The organism is Roseibium litorale, from assembly GCF_014842915.1.
Classification (GTDB): Bacteria; Pseudomonadota; Alphaproteobacteria; order Rhizobiales; family Stappiaceae; genus Roseibium; species Roseibium litorale.
On sequence record NZ_JACYXI010000013.1, the window covers coordinates 35,316 to 53,572 of the forward strand.

The following is an 18,257-nucleotide window of genomic DNA, read 5'->3' on the forward strand; positions in this document are numbered from 1 at the left end:
CCTTTACATGCGCACCGATACTGCCGCCGCCATTCATCTGGAAGACTACCAGCCTGCGCCCTATCACATCGACACGGTCGATCTGGACATCCACCTTGACCCGACCGCGACGCAGGTGAAGGCAACCCTCGCCATCCGGCGGAGAGAGGGCGTCGACCCCGGCACCCCGCTCTGGCTGAACGGCGACGAGACCGCCTTCACCGGTCTTGCCCTCAACGGCGAGGCTCTGGATGAAAGCGCCTATACCGCCAATGAGCGGGAGCTGGTCCTTCATGCGCCTCCCGCAGACCCCTTCACGCTGGAAATCCGCACCTGGGTGAATCCGGATGCCAACACCCAGCTGTCCGGCCTCTACCGTTCCTCAGGCAATTATTGCACCCAGTGCGAGGCTGAGGGCTTCCGTCGGATCACCTATTTCCTGGACCGTCCGGACGTCCTGTCCGTCTACACCACGCGGATCGAGGGCAGGAAAGAAGAAACACCGGTTCTTCTTGGCAACGGTAACCCGGTGGAAAGCGGCGACATCCCGGGAACCGACCACCATTACGCCATCTGGCATGACCCGCACCCCAAGCCGTCCTATCTGTTCGCGATGGTGGCGGGAAACCTCGCCCATATCTCCGACAGCTTTGTCACCTCGTCCGGGCGCAAAGTCGATCTGAAGATCTACGTGGAGCCGGGCAAGGAAGACCGCTGCGGCTGGGCGATGGACAGCCTGAAGCGCTCCATGAAGTGGGACGAAGACGTTTTCGGCTGCGAATACGATCTCGATGTCTTCAACATCGTCGCCGTTTCGGATTTCAACATGGGCGCGATGGAGAACAAGGGCCTCAACATCTTCAACGACAAGTATGTTCTGGCCGATCCGGAAACCGCGACCGACCAGGACTATGCCAACATCGAAGCGGTGATCGCGCACGAGTATTTCCACAACTGGACCGGCAACCGCATCACCTGCCGCGACTGGTTCCAGCTGTGCCTGAAGGAAGGCCTGACCGTGTTCCGCGATCAGGAATTCTCCTCGGACATGCGCTCACGCGCCGTCAAGCGCATTTCCGACGTGCGGCTGCTGCGCGCCCATCAATTCCCCGAGGATGCCGGCCCGCTCGCCCATCCGGTGCGCCCGCGCAAGTATACGGAGATCAACAACTTCTATACGGCGACGGTCTATGAAAAAGGCGCCGAAGTGGTGCGTATGCTCAAGACCCTGCTCGGGGACAGCGGCTTCCGGAAAGGCATGGACCTTTATTTCCAGCGCCATGACGGCGAGGCCACCACGATCGAAGCCTTTCTGACCTGCTTCTCGGAAGCGGCCTCGACGGATCTCGGCCAATTCGCCCGCTGGTACGAGCAGGCAGGCACGCCCCTGGTGACGGCCAAGGGGCATTATGATGCGGCAGCCAATGAGTTCACTCTGGATCTCAGCCAGTCCATCGCGCCCTTGCCCGGCCAGCCGGAAAGCCTCCCTGCGGTTATCCCGATCCGCTTCGGATTGATCGGTCAAAATGGTGAAGACATCACGGCCAGCCGCATCACGGGGGCGGAGGTCCGCGGAGATGTGCTGCTCCTGACGGAAGCAAAGCAGAAAGTCACGTTTCACGGCATCGGCCAGCGGCCCGTCCCATCGCTCTTGCGCGGCTTCTCCGCTCCCGTGCGCATGGAAGCTCATCAGAGCCTGGCCGACCTCACCTTCCTTGCCCGCCATGACAGCGATCCCTTCAACCGCTGGCAGGCCGTGCAGACCCTGGCAACACAGGAACTCATCCGGCTCACCCATGAGGCGCGGAAGGAAGGCTCGCTGGAAGCCGATGACCGGCTCGTCGAGATCTTCGGCGCCATCCTCGCCGACCGCGACCTTGACCCCGCCTTCCAGGCACTGGCGCTTGAACTGCCGGGCGAGGCCGATATCGCACGCGAGATTGGCAAGGACGTGGACCCGGACGCCATTCACGCCGCCCGCACCGCGTTCCGCGCCGCCATTGGCGCAGCGCATCTTGCCGCTTTCCATGCCCTGCTCCCGGAAGCCACTCAGGATGAAGATTTCAATCCGGATGCCGCTTCTGCAGGGAAACGGGCCCTCGCCGCTCAGGCTCTCGGCTATTTCACAGCCTCCGGCACGAAAGCGGCACCGGAACGGGTCTGGCACGCTTTTCAGCGGGCCAACAACATGAGCGACCGGATTGCGGCGCTGACTATCCTCGTACACCAGGATCTGCCGAAGGCCGGACAGGCTCTGGCCGATTTCCGCAGCCGGCATTCCTGCAATTCTCTTGCCATGGACAAATGGTTCACCGTTCAGGCAACCGCTCCGGCGCAGGACGGTCTGGAACGGGTGAAAGCGCTGACCGCGCATCCGCTGTTCGACATGACAAACCCCAACCGGATGCGCTCGCTCATCCAGGCTTTCGCGACCGGCAATCATGTCCAGTTTGCCCGCAAGGATGGTGAGGGATTCGCGTTCGTTGCCGACTGCGTGATGGCGATTGACCCAAGAAACCCGCAAGTGGCGGCAAGACTGCTCACTTGCTTCAGATCTTGGCGCTCTCTTGAGAGCGAAAGAAGCAAGCATGCAGAAAAGGCACTATTACGTATTTCTGCCATGGAAAAACTGTCCCGTGACTGCCGGGACATTGTCGATCGCTGCTTACAATAAAGCATGCAATTGAACCTGTTAACGCCGGGAGCGGATTCACCTTCCGGCGTTAACCATTTTGTTCTTTTGAGGCCTTTACAAATACCCGACCTTGGATTCAAATGAAGGTGATTCGGCGGACAGAACGCCCGCCTCAAGTACACCTAAAAGTCGGGAAAGTAACCGATGGCGCGGGCATCTGCCGGCAGCGCGTCCTTGCGACGCTTTGCCCGAATTCCAGGATCGAAGTCAGGCAAATCCCTCTCAGGCCACCTTCGCCTGCTGGCGCAGCCAACCTATTCGCGCCTGCTGAGATCCGAGCCGCTGATGCGGCGGATCATTCCTGCTCTCAGCCTTTTCTTCATCGCCGCGCTCGCCGCCTACCGCGTGCTTGAGCTCAGCTATGACCATCAGGATGTCGAGCAGCAGGCCCGCAACGAAATCACCTTGACCGCAACGGTTCTTGCCTCCCGCCTCAGCGGAGAAGAAGCCAACCTGCCGGAAGAGGGCTACCGCACGGCCCTGCAGCGGGTTCTGGCGGACAACCTGCCCGCTGGGGCGACCAGCAATGGCCGCGTGATCCTTCTGGCCGACAAGGACGGCATGGTCGTCGCCAGCGCCCCGCTGCGCCCCACCCTGGAAGGCATGCCGATCAATGTGATCCTCGGCCCGTCCCAGCCTCTGACCATCTTTGGCGCCCGCGCCGGTGTCCTGCCCCTGTCCGTCGAACTGGACAGCATTGGCAGCAAGGAAGACGTCTATGCCACCGTCCATCATCTGGACGGCCCGCTGGGCATGGTCGCCGTGCTGCAGCCGGAAGCCGATATCTTCGGCAACTGGCGCACGGATGTCTCCGCCAACGTCACGCTTTTCGTCGGCACCGCCTCGGTCATGCTGGTGCTGATCTACGCCTTCTTCGCCCAGGCCACCCGCGCCGAGCAGGCAGACGAGATGTATGCGGCCACCCGCGGACGGATCGATGCCGCCCTCACCCATGGCCGCTGCGGGTTGTTCGACTGGGATCTGGCCCGTGGCCGGATGTTCTGGTCCTCCTCGCTCTACGAGCTTCTGGGCCGTACGCCCCAGGACGACATCCTGTCCTTCTCCGAGGTGACCGAGATCACCCATCCGGAGGATGTGGACCTCTTTCAGCTTGCCGAAGATCTGCTGACCACCGGCGAGAAGACCGTCGACAAGACCTTCCGCATGCGCCATTCGGATGGCAATTGGGTCTGGCTGCGCGCCCGTGGAGAAATCCAGCTGGAGCCGGGCCGCTCCGAACCGCACCTGATCGGCATCTGCATCGATGTGACCGAGCAGCATGAGCTGGCCGAGCAAAGCCGCACCGCAGACCTGCGCCTGCGCGATGCCATCGAGACGATTTCCGAGGCTTTCGTTCTCTGGAATGCGCGCAACGAACTGGTCATCTGCAATTCAAACTACCAGGCCCTGCACAACCTGCCGGGCCGCGTCATCAAGCCGGGCACGCCCTATCAGGATGTCATGGCAGCAGCCTCCAACTCGCAGATCACCTCCCGCCCGGTGAAGATCAGCGGCGGTGGCGCGAACGATGCCTATGAAGCCCAGCTGGAAGATGGCCGCTGGCTGCAGATTTCCGAGCGCCGGACCAAGGACGGCGGCTTCGTGTCCGTCGGCACCGACATCACCGCGCTGAAGCAGCACGAAGAAAAGCTGATGGACAGCGAAAAGCGGCTGCGCCAGACCATTTCCGATCTGCGCAAGTCCCGCCAGACGCTGGAAATGCAGGCTCAGCAGCTGGTGGAACTGGCCGAGAAATACAGCCAGGAAAAGACCAAGGCGGAAGAAGCCAATACCGCAAAGTCCGAATTCCTTGCCAACATCTCCCACGAGCTGCGCACGCCCCTGAACGCGATCATCGGCTTCTCCGATATCATGACCCAGGAAATGTTCGGCCCGGTCGGCACAGACCGCTACGCCGAATACTGCAAGGACATCCATTCCTCCGGCACCTATCTGCTCAACGTCATCAACGACATTCTCGACATGTCGAAGATCGAGGCTGGCCGCCTGACCATCGAGACGGAAACCGTCGACGCGGGCGAGGCTGCCCGTGACGCGAGCCGGATCATCTCGGCGGCAGCTGCGGAAAAGCGCATCTCCGTGCTGTGCGACGTGGAGCCGGAAGATCTGCCGGTCCTGGCAGACCGCCGCGCCCTCAAGCAGGTTCTCCTGAACCTTCTCGCCAATGCCGTGAAGTTCACGCCCGATGGCGGCGAAGTCCGGCTCAAGGCCCGCCCGGAAGAGGACATGGTCCGCTTCGACATCACCGATACCGGCATCGGTATTGCCGCCGCAGACATCGAGCGCCTGGCAAAGCCCTTCATTCAGGTCGAGAACCAGTTCACCAAGAGCCACAAGGGCTCCGGCCTTGGCCTTGCCATCGCCCGCTCCCTGGTGGAACTGCATGGCAGCAAACTCACCATCAGCTCGGAAGTCGGCCAGGGCACAACTGTCAGCTTCCTGTTGCCCAAGGGCAAGAACACTGAAGAGGCGTCACAGGACGCCTGAGCGCCCCCCCCTCTGCAGCATCGCTGCAAACCCAACCGCCTGAAACGGCGCTGCGGGCCAGGTGGTCAGGTCCTGGAGATTGGACTATCTGAGGCCGGTATCAGCCCTCAACCCACCAGCGCAGATGACGAGCGTGCCCAGGCCATTGAACCTCCGTGGACCCCGATGAACGGACTGCTGCTCTACAACAAGCTCCGCCCCTGGATTCTCGCCGTTCTCGCGATACTGGCGGTCTATACGATCGGAATGGGCGGCTATGAGCGCTACTACGCCTCCAAACTGGCAACTGAGGGGAAAATCGCACCGGGAACGCTGACTGCAAAGCGGGTCATCAAGGAACGCAACTCCGTCAGCTATGAAGTCAGCTTTCAGTTCACCGCCCCTTACAAGGACGGAGCCGCGCGCTTTTTCAACAGCCAGCTGGTCTCAATCGAAGTCTATGAAAGCCACGAGGCCGGTGAAAGGGTTCCGGTCCGTTTTCTACCCTCCGATCCACGCTGGGCAGAGGCCTTTCCCGGAGCCTATTGGGACAGATCCCTAAATCGCTTCGGCATCGGAATTTTCTGCATCGCCATCCTGATCGTCTCCATCCTGGTCGAACGCTTGCGCAACAGGCGGGCAAAGAGTTGATATCCAGGACGCCGAAACGCCTCTATTCACGCACATAGGCCCCATGGCTTTCTGCCTTGCCAGCTTCAAAGCGGCACCTCTGCTCTTGTCCTGAACAGCAGAGGCAGCGTCTTTCTCAGGCAGCCCAAGGATCAGCCGTTCCAGCCTCACCAGTTCAGGTCTTTGACTGGACGCCCTCACTCATCAGGCAGCGCCGTCCAGCGCCTCGGTCTTTCCGATTTGGTCCAGCCGCTTTTGCAGCGAAAGCTTGTCGATGCTGCCGAGCGGCAGGTTCACGAAGATCGAAATACGGGCACTCAGCATACGGAAGGCTTCCGCAAAGGCGAGCCTCCGTTCAGCTTCGGAGCCTTCTGCGGCGGCAGGATCAGGCACACCCCAATGCGCTGTCATCGGCTGTCCCGGCCAGACCGGGCAAGCCTCTCCCGCAGCATCGTCACAAACCGTGAAGACGAAATCGAGCGCAGGAGCGCCCGGCTCTGCAAATTCCTCCCAGCTTTTCGAGCGGGCAAAATCCGTCTTGAAATTGGATCTCTCCAGAAGCGCCAGCGTGTGAGGGTGAACCACGCCCTTGGGGTGGGAACCGGCAGAGAATGCCTTGAAGCGCCCTTGCCCCAGCCTGTTCATCAGTGCCTCGGCAATGATCGAACGGGCAGAGTTGCCGGTACACAGGAAGAGAACGTTATAAACTCGATTGGTCATCTGCTTTCTCCAGACAGTCGCACACCAGCACATCCAGTAGTGGTGCGCATAATTCGCGTTCTCCCCCGCAGCAGTCTTCCATCAGGAATGACAGCAAGCCGCGGAGACCTGCCATATCGGCGTAGTAACGGATGGATCGTCCGAAACGCTCGCTCCTGATCAAGGCCGACCGCTGAAGAATGTTCAGGTTGGTCGACATGGTGTTTTGCCGGACGCCAAGCGCCCCGGCGATCTCACCTGCCCCCATGCCTTCAGGACCTGCCTGTAACAGCAGACGCAGAACCTCCAGACGGGTCCTTTGACTCAGAGCGGAAAACACAGAAACGGCTTCTTCAATATCCATAATTCTAGATTACTAGATATTTCGAAATAAACAAGCTCATTTTCCCGGCATCCTGGCGCATCCGGCGCGGCTTACGCCTCCACCACCTCGACCTTGCCGACGATCTCTTCAAACTGTTCGCGGACACCAGCCTGGATTTCCGCAAGCTCCGCTTCCAGCCGGGAGAACTCCGGGCTGCCTGCAGCATGGAGCAGCAGATCGATCACGCCGCGCGGCGCCTCAGAGGCCTTGAACTTGCCCGGCACCGCCATACGCAGAACCTGGGTCAGGCGGTGATAGAGCCGCAGGGCGTGAAGCAGCTGATCGGCCTTGCCCGGGTCCAGAGCACCGGCATCGCGCAGGTTGACCAGCGCCCCTTCCGTCCCTTGGGACAAGACATCCGTGGTCTGGCTGGCATGAACGAGCTGCAGGAACTGGGCGAGGAACTCGATATCCACCAGACCGCCTGCGACCTGTTTCAGGTCCCAGACGTCCTTGGTGCCCTTTTCCTTCTCGATCCTGGCCCGCATGCTGCGCACGTCATCGGCCAGCTTCGCCCGCTCGCGCGGTGCGGACAGGGTTTCGCACAGGTGGGCCTGAATGGTCTGCTCAAAGCCTTCCGACGATGACGCGATCACCCGGGCGCGGGTCAGCGCCATATGCTCCCAGGTCCAGGCCTGCTTCTTCTGATAGTCGATGAACCCGGCAAGGTTCGTCGCCAGCGGCCCTGCGTTTCCGGAGGGGCGCAGACGGAAATCCACCTCATAGAGCGCCCCCTCGGCGGTTGGCGCGGAAAGGGCTGTCACCAGCCGCTGGGTCAGGCGGGCGTAATATTGGGCAACGGACAAGGGCCGCTTGCCATCAGACTGAACGGCATCTTCAGGCGCATCATAAAGCAGGATCAAATCGAGGTCGGAGGCAGCCGTCATCTCCCGCCCGCCCAGCTTGCCCATGGCCAGCAGCGCATATTGACCGCCCTCGACCCGGCCATGGCTCTCGGCAACATGCGCTTCCACCCAGGGCAGAAGCCGCTCGACCACCACTTCCGCCAGCCGCGCCAGCGCATGGCCAACCCGGTCGGCACTCAGCGTATCGGAGATGAGCCGCAGGCCGATCAGGAACTGCTGCTCCTGGGCAAAGATCCGGGCCCGGTCCAGCGCTTCCTCGTAAAAGCGCGCCTGCGCCAGGGTCCGGTCGAGACCGGTGCGGAATTCAGCCGCGCTCGGCATGGCGCCGAAGAAAGCCGGATCCAGCACGGAATCCAGAACGTGAATGCGGCGGGAAACGGTCTCCGCCATCCGGGGCGCTGCCCCCATCACTGTTGCCAGCAGGTTGAGCAGTTCCGGATTGGAGCGCAGAAGCGAAAACAGCTGAACCCCGGCAGGCAGCTTGGCGAGGAAACTGTCGAAGCTCCTCAGAGCCGCATCCGCATTGTCGGTCGACGCCAGCGCCGTCAGCAGGACCGGATGCAACTCGGTCAGGCGCTCCCGCGCCTTGGTCGAGCGTGTCGCCGCATAGCGGCCAAAGTGCCAGGACTTGATGATATTGGCCGCGTCCGACGGCTGCTTGTAGCCAAGCCGTGTCAGGGTTTCCAATGTGTCCGGGTCATGGTCATCACCGGTAAAGACCAGATTGCCCAGCTCGGAGGCCAGTTCCGGCTCATCCTCGAAGAGACCGGCATAATGCTTCTGCACCCGCTTCAGGCGGCTGAGGAAGGCCTCTTCAAAGGCTTCCAGCGTGTCGAACCCCATCAGATAGGCAACCCGGCACAGGCCCTCTTCCTCCTTGGGCAGAAGCTGGGTCTGCTCGTCGTTGAGCATCTGGATCCGGTGCTCAACGCCCCGGAGGAAGACATAGGCTTCGTTCAGCTCATCCCTTGCTTCTTCGGCAATCCAGCCAGCCTCCAGCAAGCCATCCAGCATGTCCAGCGTCCGCCGTCCGCGCAGCGCGGGGTTCCGTCCGCCTGCAATCAGCTGCTGGGTCTGGACGAAGAACTCGACCTCGCGAATGCCGCCCCGGCCAAGCTTCACATTGTGCCCGGCGACGGCAATCTTGGCGTGGCCCTTGTGCATGTGGATCTGGCGCTTGATCGATTGCACGTCGGCAATGGCCGCAAAGTCCAGATACTTGCGCCAGATGAAGGGAACGATTTCCTTCAGAAAGGCTTCGCCTGCCGGAATGTCGCCCGCGCAAGGCCGCGCCTTGATCAGCGCCGCCCGCTCCCAGTTCTGGCCGAGCGCCTCGTAGTAGGACAAGGCGCCCGACACGGACATGGCAAGCGGTGTCGCGCCCGGATCCGGACGCAGACGCAGGTCCGTGCGGAACACATAGCCATCCGCCGTGCGGTCCTGCATGATCTTGACCAGACGGCGGGTGAGCCGGACGAACTCGACAGGCGCCTCGGCCTTGCCTGCCATCGGGGCCTTTTCGCCATCGTAGAGGATGATCAGATCGATATCGGAGGAATAATTCAGCTCCCGCGCGCCATGTTTGCCCATGGCCAGCAGGATGAGACCCGATCCTATTTCCGGGCGCTCCGGGTCCTGCGGCTCGAACTTGCCCTTGGCTGTCATGTCCGCAAGGCAAAAGCGCACGGTCGCGGTCAGAGCAGCATCCGCGAAATCCGCCAGTGCGCCGGTGACCTGATCGAGACTCAAGGCTCCGGCGACATCCCCCAGCCCGAGGGTCAGGGCAAGATCCTGCTTCAGAACCCGCAGGTCCTTCATGATCCCAGCCTCATCGGCAGCCCTGGCCGTCCGGGCCGCCGCTATCAAGGCCGCGATCCGCTCTTCAGGCACCGCCGTCAAGGCGCCAGCAAGACGCGGCACGTCCCTCAGAGCCAGATCCCGCAGATAGGCGCTGTTGCTCAGAAAACCGGTGAGAAAATCTTCAAGACGCGGCTGTTGCGCGATCAGGGCCTTGAGATCAGCTCCACCCTCAGCCTCCAGCGCATCCTTCAGGAACAGCTGCCCCCGGCCCGCATCGACGGGCTTCGGGCAGACCGATAACCGGTCCAGCAGGCAGCCCTTGCCTGTATCAGCCGGGCTTTCGCTCGCTGGCAGCTGCGTCATCTGATTTTCCCCCACTTGTTTCCGCCCATTTCAAATCAAAACAGGACATCAGTCCGGGGGCCGCATCCTTCAAGACAAGATTCCCCCCATGCAACCGGGCAATTGCTTTCACAAGGCTGAGCCCAAGTCCATAGCCGGGCCTTGTGCGGCTTGCATCAAGCCTCACAAACCGGCCGGCGACCCGGTCCCTGTCTTCCTCCGCAATCCCCGGCCCATTGTCGGCAACCGACAGGATGACCCGGCCGTTTTCCGTCCCGGCCCTGACCGTGATCACCAGCGGGCCTTCCGCCGGGCGGCCGTATTTCAGGCTGTTCTCGATCAGGTTGACCAGCCCTTGAGCGATCAGGTCCCGATTGCCGAGTGCCATGATTGGCCCCGCGCCCAGATCAGTGGCGAGACTTCCTCCTTCGTCCTCGAGCACCGGGCCATAAAGATCCGCCATTTCTTCGGCAAGACGGGCGACGTCAACCGGTTGCATATCCGCATCCGGGGCCATGGCCTCGACACGCGCGATCCTGAGAAGAGCATCGAAGATCCGGATCAGCTGCTCGGACTCGTCGATGGTCGCCATCAGCGCGTCGCGGTAGTCGTCCGTGGTCTTGGCTTCGCGCAAGGCGTTCTCGACCCGTGTGCGCAAGCGCGTGAGCGGGGTCTTGAGGTCGTGGGCGATGTTGTCGGTCACATCCTTCATGCCCTGCATCAGGAGCTCGATCCGCTCCAGCATCTCGTTGAGATTGGTGGCAAGGCGGTCGAACTCATCCCCGTTACCGGCGACCGGCAGACGGCCCGATAGATTGCCGTGCATGATGGTCTGGCTGGTGGCGGCAATCGCGTCGATCCGCTTCATCACGCGTCGGCTGACGAAGAACCAAGTTGCAGCGGCCATGATGATGACAGCGGCAAGCCAAAGACGCAGCGCCCCGGCAAGAATGGTCGAGAAGCGGGATTGCTCGCCAAGGTCACGCCCAACCAGCAGGCGGAACCCGCCGCGCAGATCAAAGATCCGCACCAGCGCCTCGCGCTCGACTTCCCCGCTCGCATCCACGCGGGCATAGCGCATGCGCCGCAGGCCGCCGCCGGTCTCGTCCAGCACAACGGTCGGCAAGCGCGAGATGTTACCAACGATGGTGTTACCGGAGAAATCCATCAGCAAATAGAGGCTGGCATCCGGGCGGCGGGAGCGCCGGTCGATGCTTTCCGCAACAGCCCTGATGCCGCCCCGCACATATTCCTCCACCAGCCCGGAAATCTCCGCATCCACCGTCTGGCTCACCTGCGTGTCCATCAGCTGGCGCGTGGACTGCGAAATGTAGAGCAGAAGGAAGCCGGAGAGGCCGGTGAAGACCGCAATATAGAGCAGCGCCAGCTTGAAAGCCGTGGTGCGCAGGATCCTAGTCAGACGTGTCACGGACCGTGTACCCCGCGCCGCGGATGGTGTGCAGCAGCGGCTTGTCGAAATCCTTGTCGATCTTCGACCGCAGCCGGGAGATATGCACATCGATCACATTGGTCTGCGGGTCAAAGTGATATTCCCAGACGTTTTCCAGAAGCATCGTCCGGGTCACAACCTGACCGGCATGCTGCATGAGATATTCCAGCAGGCGGAACTCGCGCGGCTGCAGCGGAATGTCCTGATCCCCGCGCCGGCAGGTGTGTGTCAGACGGTCGAGCTCCAGATCGCCGACCCGGTAGGAGGTCACCACTTCGCCGCCCGCCTTCGGGCGCCGGGCAAGGGCCTCGATACGGGCGAGCAGTTCGGTAAAGGCATAGGGCTTGGGCAGATAGTCGTCGCCGCCAGCCTTCAGGCCCATGACCCGGTCATCCACTTGCCCCAGAGCCGAAAGGATCAGCACTGGCGTCTGATCACCGGACTTGCGCAAGGCTTCGATCACCGACAGGCCGTCCCGCTTGGGCAGCATCCGGTCGACAATCAGCACGTCATAGGAGGCAGACTGCGCCATATGCAGGCCGGTGTCACCGTCTGCAGCCTGATCGGCCAGATGACCCAGCTCCTTGAGCCCTTTTGCCAGATAGGCCGAAGCCTCGGCGTCGTCTTCGATAATGAGAATCCGCAACATGCTCTCCTTTTACAGAAGAAGGCGTCAGAGAAGAAGGACCGACTTCGATGGGAATAAACCGCTGGCGGCGGAACCGGGGAGGTTCCGCCGCCAGACGTCACGACAGGCCGGGAGGGGATGGGGGGCGATGCGTCCGGCCCGCCGGATTTGAAGTGGATCAGCCAGCCTTGACCGGCAGAGCCACGAAGCGGGAGCCGTTTTCGCTTTCGATCCGGAACAGGACTGCCTTGCGGCCGTCCTTTTCAGCCGTGGTCAGCGCCTTGGAAACATCGGACGGCTGATGGACGGCGACCCCGTTGGCTTCCACAATGCGGTCACCTTGACGCAGACCCTTTTCAGCTGCCGGACCATCCGGATCGATATCGGCAACAACCACGCCGTCACCATCCTCGCCGGCCTGATCCGCCGGGACGAGAGCCAGACCCAGGTCGTCGAGGCTGGTCTTCTGGTCACCGCTGTCTGCGGAGGCGACCTTGTCATTGTCGACCAGCTTGCCGAGGGTCACTTCGATGTCCTTGGTCTTGCCGTCACGCCAGACCGTCACGTCGACCTTGGAGTCCGGTGCATAACCGGCGATCAGCTTGGACAGCTCACGGGGTCCGTCGATCTTTGAGCCATCAACGGCAAGGATGGTGTCACCTGCCTTCAGGCCAGCCTTTGCTGCCGGGCTGCCATCCTGCGCTTCCGCAACGATAGCGCCCTTCGGTTCTGCAAGGCCAAGGCTTTCGGCGATGTCCTTGCCGACGGCCTGGATCTGGACGCCCAGCCAGCCACGAACCACCGACCCGTCATCCTTCAGATCCTTCACCACGCCCTCAGCGGTCGAGGCCGGAATTGCGAAGGCGATGCCCACATTGCCGCCGGAAGGCGAGTAGATCGCCGCGTTGATGCCGATAACCTCACCCTTCATGTTGAAGGCAGGACCACCCGAGTTGCCGTGGTTGATCGGCGCATCGATCTGGATGAAATCATCGTAAGGTCCGGCACCGATGTCACGGCCGCGGGCGGAGACGATGCCCGCTGTCACCGAGCCACCGAGACCGAAGGGGTTCCCGATCGCCAGCACCCATTCGCCGACCACCGGCGCATCTTCCGCGAATTTCACATAGGTGAACTTCTTCTTGGCATCGACCTTGAGCAAAGCCAGATCGGTGCGCTTGTCAGCCCCCACCAGCTTCGCGTCATATTCGGTGCCATCGTCGGTTACGACGGTGAACTGGGTGCCCTTGTCGACCACATGCTGGTTGGTCACCAGATAACCGTCATCGGTGATGAAGAAACCGGAGCCCTGCGCCATGCCATAGCGGTGCGGCTGCTTCTTGCCACCCCAGCTATTGCCATTGTTCTGACCCTGGCCATCTTCACCAAACCGGCGGAAGAACCGCTTCAGCGGATGACCGTCCGGCAGATCATTGAAAAAGTCCGGAACGTCATCACCAAAGGCCATCGCCTTGGGTTCCAATTCCTGCTTGACCTTGACGCTGACGACCGCCGGCTGCACGGCCTTCACGACCGGGGAGAAGTCAGCCGGACCGGCCGTCTGAACCTGAACCGCATCAGCAAAGGCAAGCTGGTTCGGAACAATGGTCTGGACGGACAAGGCACCTGCCATGCCCAGAGCCATCACACCGGCCAGAAGCTGGGTCTTACGGCTGCGGAAGAAACCCTTCTTGGCCGTGTTGCGGGAAGAAACGTCAGATGCGCTCATATTCGTCAACCTCAATGACTGTTTGTCTGGAGGCGGCTTTCGGATCGCGGGGATGATCCCTTGCCGCTGTGTCGAGGCTGATCATGGGACCGGCAGCCTTACAGCTGCCTGTCGGGAGGATTAAGCTTTTGTAATCTTCGCAAGTTTCGCCGGGACCGGCGGACTACCGGCCGAAGAAAACCGGTTCATCTCCAGTTTGCCACACCTTCAGCTTGGTCATGACACCGGCAAATGCGGCGCTGTCTTCAAAACCCGCCAGCCACCGCGCCAGTGCGCCCCAAGGCTGGGCATCAAACCAGTCCCGGTCCACGTTCGCGAACTGCCGCACAAAGGGCAGGATCGCAAAATCCGCAAGGCATGCCTGTTCCCCGTAAAGCCAGGCGGACCTTGTAAGACGCCCGTCAAGCTCCATCAGAAACGCTGCGCAGGCAGAGCGCTCCTGTGCCCTGTCCGCATCGGGAAACCGGGTATCATATTTGTACCGGTCGAGATGCCGCTTGAAGTCCCCGTCAATCAGGCCAATCAGCTCCAGCATATCCTCGATCCCGCCTGTTTCAGGCGACAGCCAGCCCTCAGGATCATTCCCGCGAAGAGCCCAGAGCATCACATCAAGACTCTCATCGATCACCGCCCCCTGCGGTGTGATCAGACAGGGCACCGTGCCGCTCGGCGAGGTCTTCAGGAACTCGGGCGCCTTGTCGCGCAGGAGGATCTCGCGAATTTCCACACACGTGGCTGAAGAGCGGATCGCGAGCCGGGCACGCATCGCATAGGGACAGCGCCGGAAGGAGTAAAGAACGGGAAGATCTGACATCCCTTCCGTGTCCGCCATTCCCGGCAGACCGTCAAGCGCCGGAGACAGGTCCAAGCCTGTGGATGACCCGCCACTTCCCGCTGCCAGACACCAAAATGAATGGAAATCGACTGATGGCTTTATCCAATTGTGAAGACTTTCTGCGTTAAGATTTTGGTCTCTAATTGGAAGTGCCTGCATGCTGGATTCTTTGGTTGAGCTCGCGAGAGACAGTTCCGATGCCAAGCGGCATCAACTGGTTGATCACGTCACGGACCTTTACTCGTCCCGCGCTCACACACAGCGCGAAGAAGAGCTGACCGTCTACAACGGCCTGCTTGAAGGCGTTTATGACCGTCTGAGCGTTGAAGACCGGAAGACCATTTCCGAGCGGCTGTCTTCCATCGACAGCACCTCCCCCGGCCTTGCCATGAAACTGGCGATGGATGATCTGGAAATCGCCCGCCCGATCCTGGAGAAGTCTTACGCGCTCAAGGAGCCCCACCTTCTCGAAGTCGCCTCGACGATGGATCAGGGGCACCTCCAGGCTCTGGCAAAGCGCAACTATCTCAGCGCCCGGCTGACGAAGAAGCTCGTTGAACGCGGCAGCCGCGATGTCAAAGGCACGGTTGCCATGAACATCGGCGCTGAGCTTTCCCCTGAAGATCTGGAACGCATCATCGCTGAACTGCCTCAAAAGATGGGCGACAAGATCAGGCACCTGCGCAAGTCCACCGACGATCTGGTGAAGGAGCTCTATCGCGATCCTTCCGAGGCCATGGTTGGCGACCCGCTGCCCAAGCGCCCGCGCCGGATGGAACCGGCCCAGTGGATCGCAGGTATCCGTGAAGGTCATGTTTCCCTGGTCAAGGCGGTTTCCCAGCTGGCTTTTGAAAAGAACCTGCTTGATATCAGCCACCTGCTCGCAGCCGTGCTCGGCATGACCCAGCAGCAAGTCGCGCATTACATGATGCGATATGACGCAACGGGAACCTCTGTCCTGTGCCGCGCCGTTGGCATTCCCGACAGTGAATACGCGGCCATTTGCAAGGCCCGCTGTGCGCATCTGAAGTTCCCGGCCTCGACAGGAAACAAGTGGCTGACAAACTATCACGTGCTCTCGACGGATGATGCAAGGCGCATGACCTCCCTGCTCAAGGCAAAGCTCCGCTTCACGGGCGCCCTCAAGGCGGCCTGACCGGTAGGGTCTTGGCCAGATGATCAGCGGTACGGGGAAAGAACCGCGCTGAGACCTTAAGACTTGCCCTTGTCCAGAAGCTCGATCAGCCGGGCTTCCTCTTCCTCGGTCAAGGGCACTTCACGAACGGCGTCCCCAGACCTGGTGGAGCGCTTGCGGATCGCCAGAAACAGCCCAGCCAGACCGCCCAGGAGCGCCACCAGAGGCGCGAACCACAAGATCGCCGTATGCCAGGCAAAACGCGGCTTGAGCAGGACGAATTCGCCATAGCGCGAGACGAGATAGTCCACGACCTCTTCATCGCTGTCCCCAGCGACCAGCCGCTCGCGGACAAGAATGCGCAGATCCTTCGCCAGAGGCGCATCGCTGTCATCAATCGACTGGTTCTGGCAGACCATGCAGCGCAGATGGGCCGACAGATCCCGCGCGCGCGCCTCAAGCACAGGATCTTTCAGGACCTCATCCGGCGCAACGGCGAGCGCGGGCGCGAGACTGGCCAGCAACATCCCGAAAGCAGCAGCAAGGGTTCTCAGGCGACGCATGGCGATCACTCCGCGGGCTGGGCAGCGGCAACTGCCTTGGACTTGCGGGCAGGCTTGGGAGCGCCAACCCGCAAACGCCGGTCGGCGATCGACACCAGGCCGCCAAAGGCCATGATCACGCAGCCGATCCAGATCAGGGTGATGAGCGGCTTGTAGTAAACCCGCACGTCCACCGCCCCGTCACCGCGGCTTTCGCCGAGAGAAAGATAGAGCTGGGAGACACCCAGCGTCAGGATCGCCGCTTCGGTGGTCGGCATCTGCCGCGCTGTGTAGACGCGCTTGGACGGATCCAGCCGGGCAATCTCAACACCGCCTTGCCGGACGGTGAAATGGGCGACTTCCTCGGTGTAATTCGGTCCCTTGCGCGGGACAGCGCCCTCGAAGGTCAATTCAAAACCGGCGAGCGAAACAAGGTCTTTCGGCTTCATCGTGCGGATCTGCTCGGTCTGGAAAGCCGATGCCGTCACGATCCCCAGCAGGGTTACACCGACGCCGAAATGCGCGATGGCCGTTCCCCAGGTGGAGCCCGGCAGTCCGGTCAAGCGGGAGAACGCCCGGGCTGCGCCCACTTCACGCACCCGGATACGGCCCAGGATCTCGGCAGACGCCCCGATCATCACCCAAACGGCAAGACCAACGCCGAGCGGCGCCAGAACCCGTTGCATGCCCCAGAGCCAGAAGCAGAAGAGACAGGCCAGAAGGGAAATGCCGAAGGCGGCATAAAGTCTCTGGCTGGCAGCCAGAAGGTCGCCGCGCTTCCAGGCCAGAACCGGACCGAAGGGAATGGCGATCAGCAGCGGCACCAGAATCGGGCCGAAGGTCAGATTGAAGAAAGGCGCACCGACGGAAATCTTCTCACCGGTGACAATGTCCAGAGCCAGCGGATAGAGCGTTCCCACGAACACAGCCACCGTCGCGGCGGTCAGGAACAGGTTGTTCAGAACCAGCGAGCCTTCCCGGCTGATCGGAGCGAACAATCCGCCCTGCTTCAGCATGGGCGCACGCCAGGCATAAAGGGTCAACGACCCGCCAATGAAGAGGCACAAGAGCACGAGAATGAAGATGCCGCGGGCGGGATCTGTCGCAAAGGCATGCACGGAGGTCAGAACGCCGGAGCGGACCAGGAACGTGCCCAGCAGCGACAGGGAGAAGGTGAAGATCGCAAGCAGGATCGTCCAGACCTTCAAGGCCTCACGCTTTTCCATCACCAGAGCGGAATGCAGCAGAGCCGTTCCCGCGAGCCAGGGCATCAGGGAGGCGTTTTCGACCGGATCCCAGAACCACCAGCCGCCCCAGCCAAGCTCATAATAGGCCCAATAGGAGCCCATGGAGATGCCCAGGGTCAGGAACACCCAGGCGAGCAGCGTCCAGGGACGGACCCAGCGGGCCCAGGCTGCATCGATCCGGCCCAGCAGAAGGGCTGCCACGGCGAAGGAAAATGTGATCGAGAACCCGACATAACCGACATAGAGCAGCGGCGGATGGATCGCCAGACCGATGTCCTGAAGGATCGGATTGAGGTCATTGCCCTCGATCGGCGGCCGGGCAAGGCGGGTGAAGGGATTGCTTGTCGCCAGAATGAACAGCAGGAAACCGGCTGTGATCCAGGATTGAACGCTGAGGGTTGCAGAGCGCAGGGGCGCCGGAATGTTGCTGCCGAAGGTGCCCACCAGAGCGCCAAAGAACACCAGGATCAGCACCCAGAGCAGCACGGACCCCTCGTGATTGCCCCAAACGCCGGAGATCTTGTAGATCAGCGGCTTGGTGGAATGGGAGTTCTCAACGACGTTGAGCACCGAAAAATCCGAGGTCACATAGGACACGGTCAGGGCCACGAAGGACAGCCCGACCAGCAGGAACAGCATGACCGAAACCGGCGGGGCGACGGCCATCAGCCGGGCGTCGCCTTTCAGGGCGCCAGTTACCGGCAGAACAGACTGGACAAGCGATAGCACCAGGGCCAGCACCAGCGCGAAATGTCCGAGTTCAACGATCATTGGCTCTCCCGCCTTCCTGCTGTCCGGCTCGTCCGGC

General features: G+C 61.5%; 13 protein-coding genes. 4 read left to right on the top strand and 9 right to left on the bottom strand.

Annotation, left to right across the window (positions count from 1 at the left end):
* Positions 1-7 precede the first annotated feature (7 nt).
* The 3 genes from pepN to IG616_RS18110 all read left to right on the top strand — a co-directional run bounded on the left by pepN (position 8) and on the right by IG616_RS18110 (position 5,812).
* Positions 8-2,653 (top strand): aminopeptidase N, encoded by a 2,646-nt coding sequence (gene pepN, locus IG616_RS18100; protein ID WP_192149589.1) that lies wholly within the window; start codon positions 8-10, stop codon positions 2,651-2,653.
* Between the two features lie 165 nt (positions 2,654-2,818).
* A complete protein-coding gene (locus IG616_RS18105; protein ID WP_192149590.1) occupies positions 2,819-5,182 on the top strand; it encodes an ATP-binding protein in 2,364 nt (787 codons plus the stop codon).
* Between the two features lie 165 nt (positions 5,183-5,347).
* Positions 5,348-5,812, top strand: a complete 465-nt coding sequence (locus IG616_RS18110) for a DUF3592 domain-containing protein (protein ID WP_192149591.1) — start codon at positions 5,348-5,350, stop codon at positions 5,810-5,812.
* Between the two features lie 183 nt (positions 5,813-5,995).
* On the opposite strand, the gene IG616_RS18115 is transcribed toward IG616_RS18110, so the two are convergent.
* From IG616_RS18115 to IG616_RS18145, 7 genes are all read right to left on the bottom strand, one after another.
* Entirely contained in the window at positions 5,996-6,511 is a 516-nt protein-coding gene (locus IG616_RS18115; RefSeq protein ID WP_192149592.1) for an arsenate reductase ArsC, read from the bottom strand.
* Positions 6,492-6,830 carry an ArsR/SmtB family transcription factor gene (locus IG616_RS18120; RefSeq protein ID WP_343072394.1) on the bottom strand — a complete coding sequence of 113 codons (339 nt, stop codon included), beginning with the start codon at positions 6,828-6,830 and terminating at the stop codon, positions 6,492-6,494. The genes IG616_RS18115 and IG616_RS18120 overlap by 20 nt, the downstream gene beginning before the upstream one ends.
* A gap of 95 nt (positions 6,831-6,925) precedes the next feature.
* On the bottom strand, positions 6,926-9,904 hold the full coding sequence (locus tag IG616_RS18125; RefSeq protein WP_192149594.1) for a bifunctional [glutamine synthetase] adenylyltransferase/[glutamine synthetase]-adenylyl-L-tyrosine phosphorylase: 2,979 nt from the start codon (positions 9,902-9,904) through the stop codon (positions 6,926-6,928).
* On the bottom strand, positions 9,870-11,312 hold the full coding sequence (locus tag IG616_RS18130; protein WP_343072395.1) for a sensor histidine kinase: 1,443 nt from the start codon (positions 11,310-11,312) through the stop codon (positions 9,870-9,872). The genes IG616_RS18125 and IG616_RS18130 overlap by 35 nt, the downstream gene beginning before the upstream one ends.
* Complete coding sequence (locus IG616_RS18135; protein ID WP_281393177.1) at positions 11,296-11,982, bottom strand: response regulator transcription factor; 687 nt, start codon at positions 11,980-11,982, stop codon at positions 11,296-11,298. The genes IG616_RS18130 and IG616_RS18135 overlap by 17 nt, the downstream gene beginning before the upstream one ends.
* Before the next feature lie 157 nt (positions 11,983-12,139).
* Entirely contained in the window at positions 12,140-13,690 is a 1,551-nt protein-coding gene (locus IG616_RS18140; RefSeq protein WP_192149596.1) for a Do family serine endopeptidase, read from the bottom strand.
* Positions 13,691-13,853: 163 nt separating this feature from the next.
* Complete coding sequence (locus IG616_RS18145) at positions 13,854-14,504, bottom strand: glutathione S-transferase (protein ID WP_192149597.1); 651 nt, start codon at positions 14,502-14,504, stop codon at positions 13,854-13,856.
* 178 nt (positions 14,505-14,682) lie between these two features.
* Here IG616_RS18145 and IG616_RS18150 point away from each other — a divergent pair, with 178 nt between their 5' ends.
* Complete coding sequence (locus IG616_RS18150; protein ID WP_192149598.1) at positions 14,683-15,681, top strand: DUF2336 domain-containing protein; 999 nt, start codon at positions 14,683-14,685, stop codon at positions 15,679-15,681.
* Between the two features lie 56 nt (positions 15,682-15,737).
* Here the strand turns inward: IG616_RS18150 and IG616_RS18155 are convergent, their stop codons facing one another.
* Both IG616_RS18155 and IG616_RS18160 read right to left on the bottom strand, forming a co-directional pair.
* Positions 15,738-16,223: a cytochrome c-type biogenesis protein gene (locus IG616_RS18155; RefSeq protein WP_192149599.1), complete on the bottom strand. Its 486-nt coding sequence runs from the start codon at positions 16,221-16,223 to the stop codon at positions 15,738-15,740.
* 5 nt (positions 16,224-16,228) lie between these two features.
* Entirely contained in the window at positions 16,229-18,220 is a 1,992-nt protein-coding gene (locus IG616_RS18160; protein WP_192149600.1) for a heme lyase CcmF/NrfE family subunit, read from the bottom strand.
* Between the last annotated feature and the right edge of the window lie 37 nt (positions 18,221-18,257).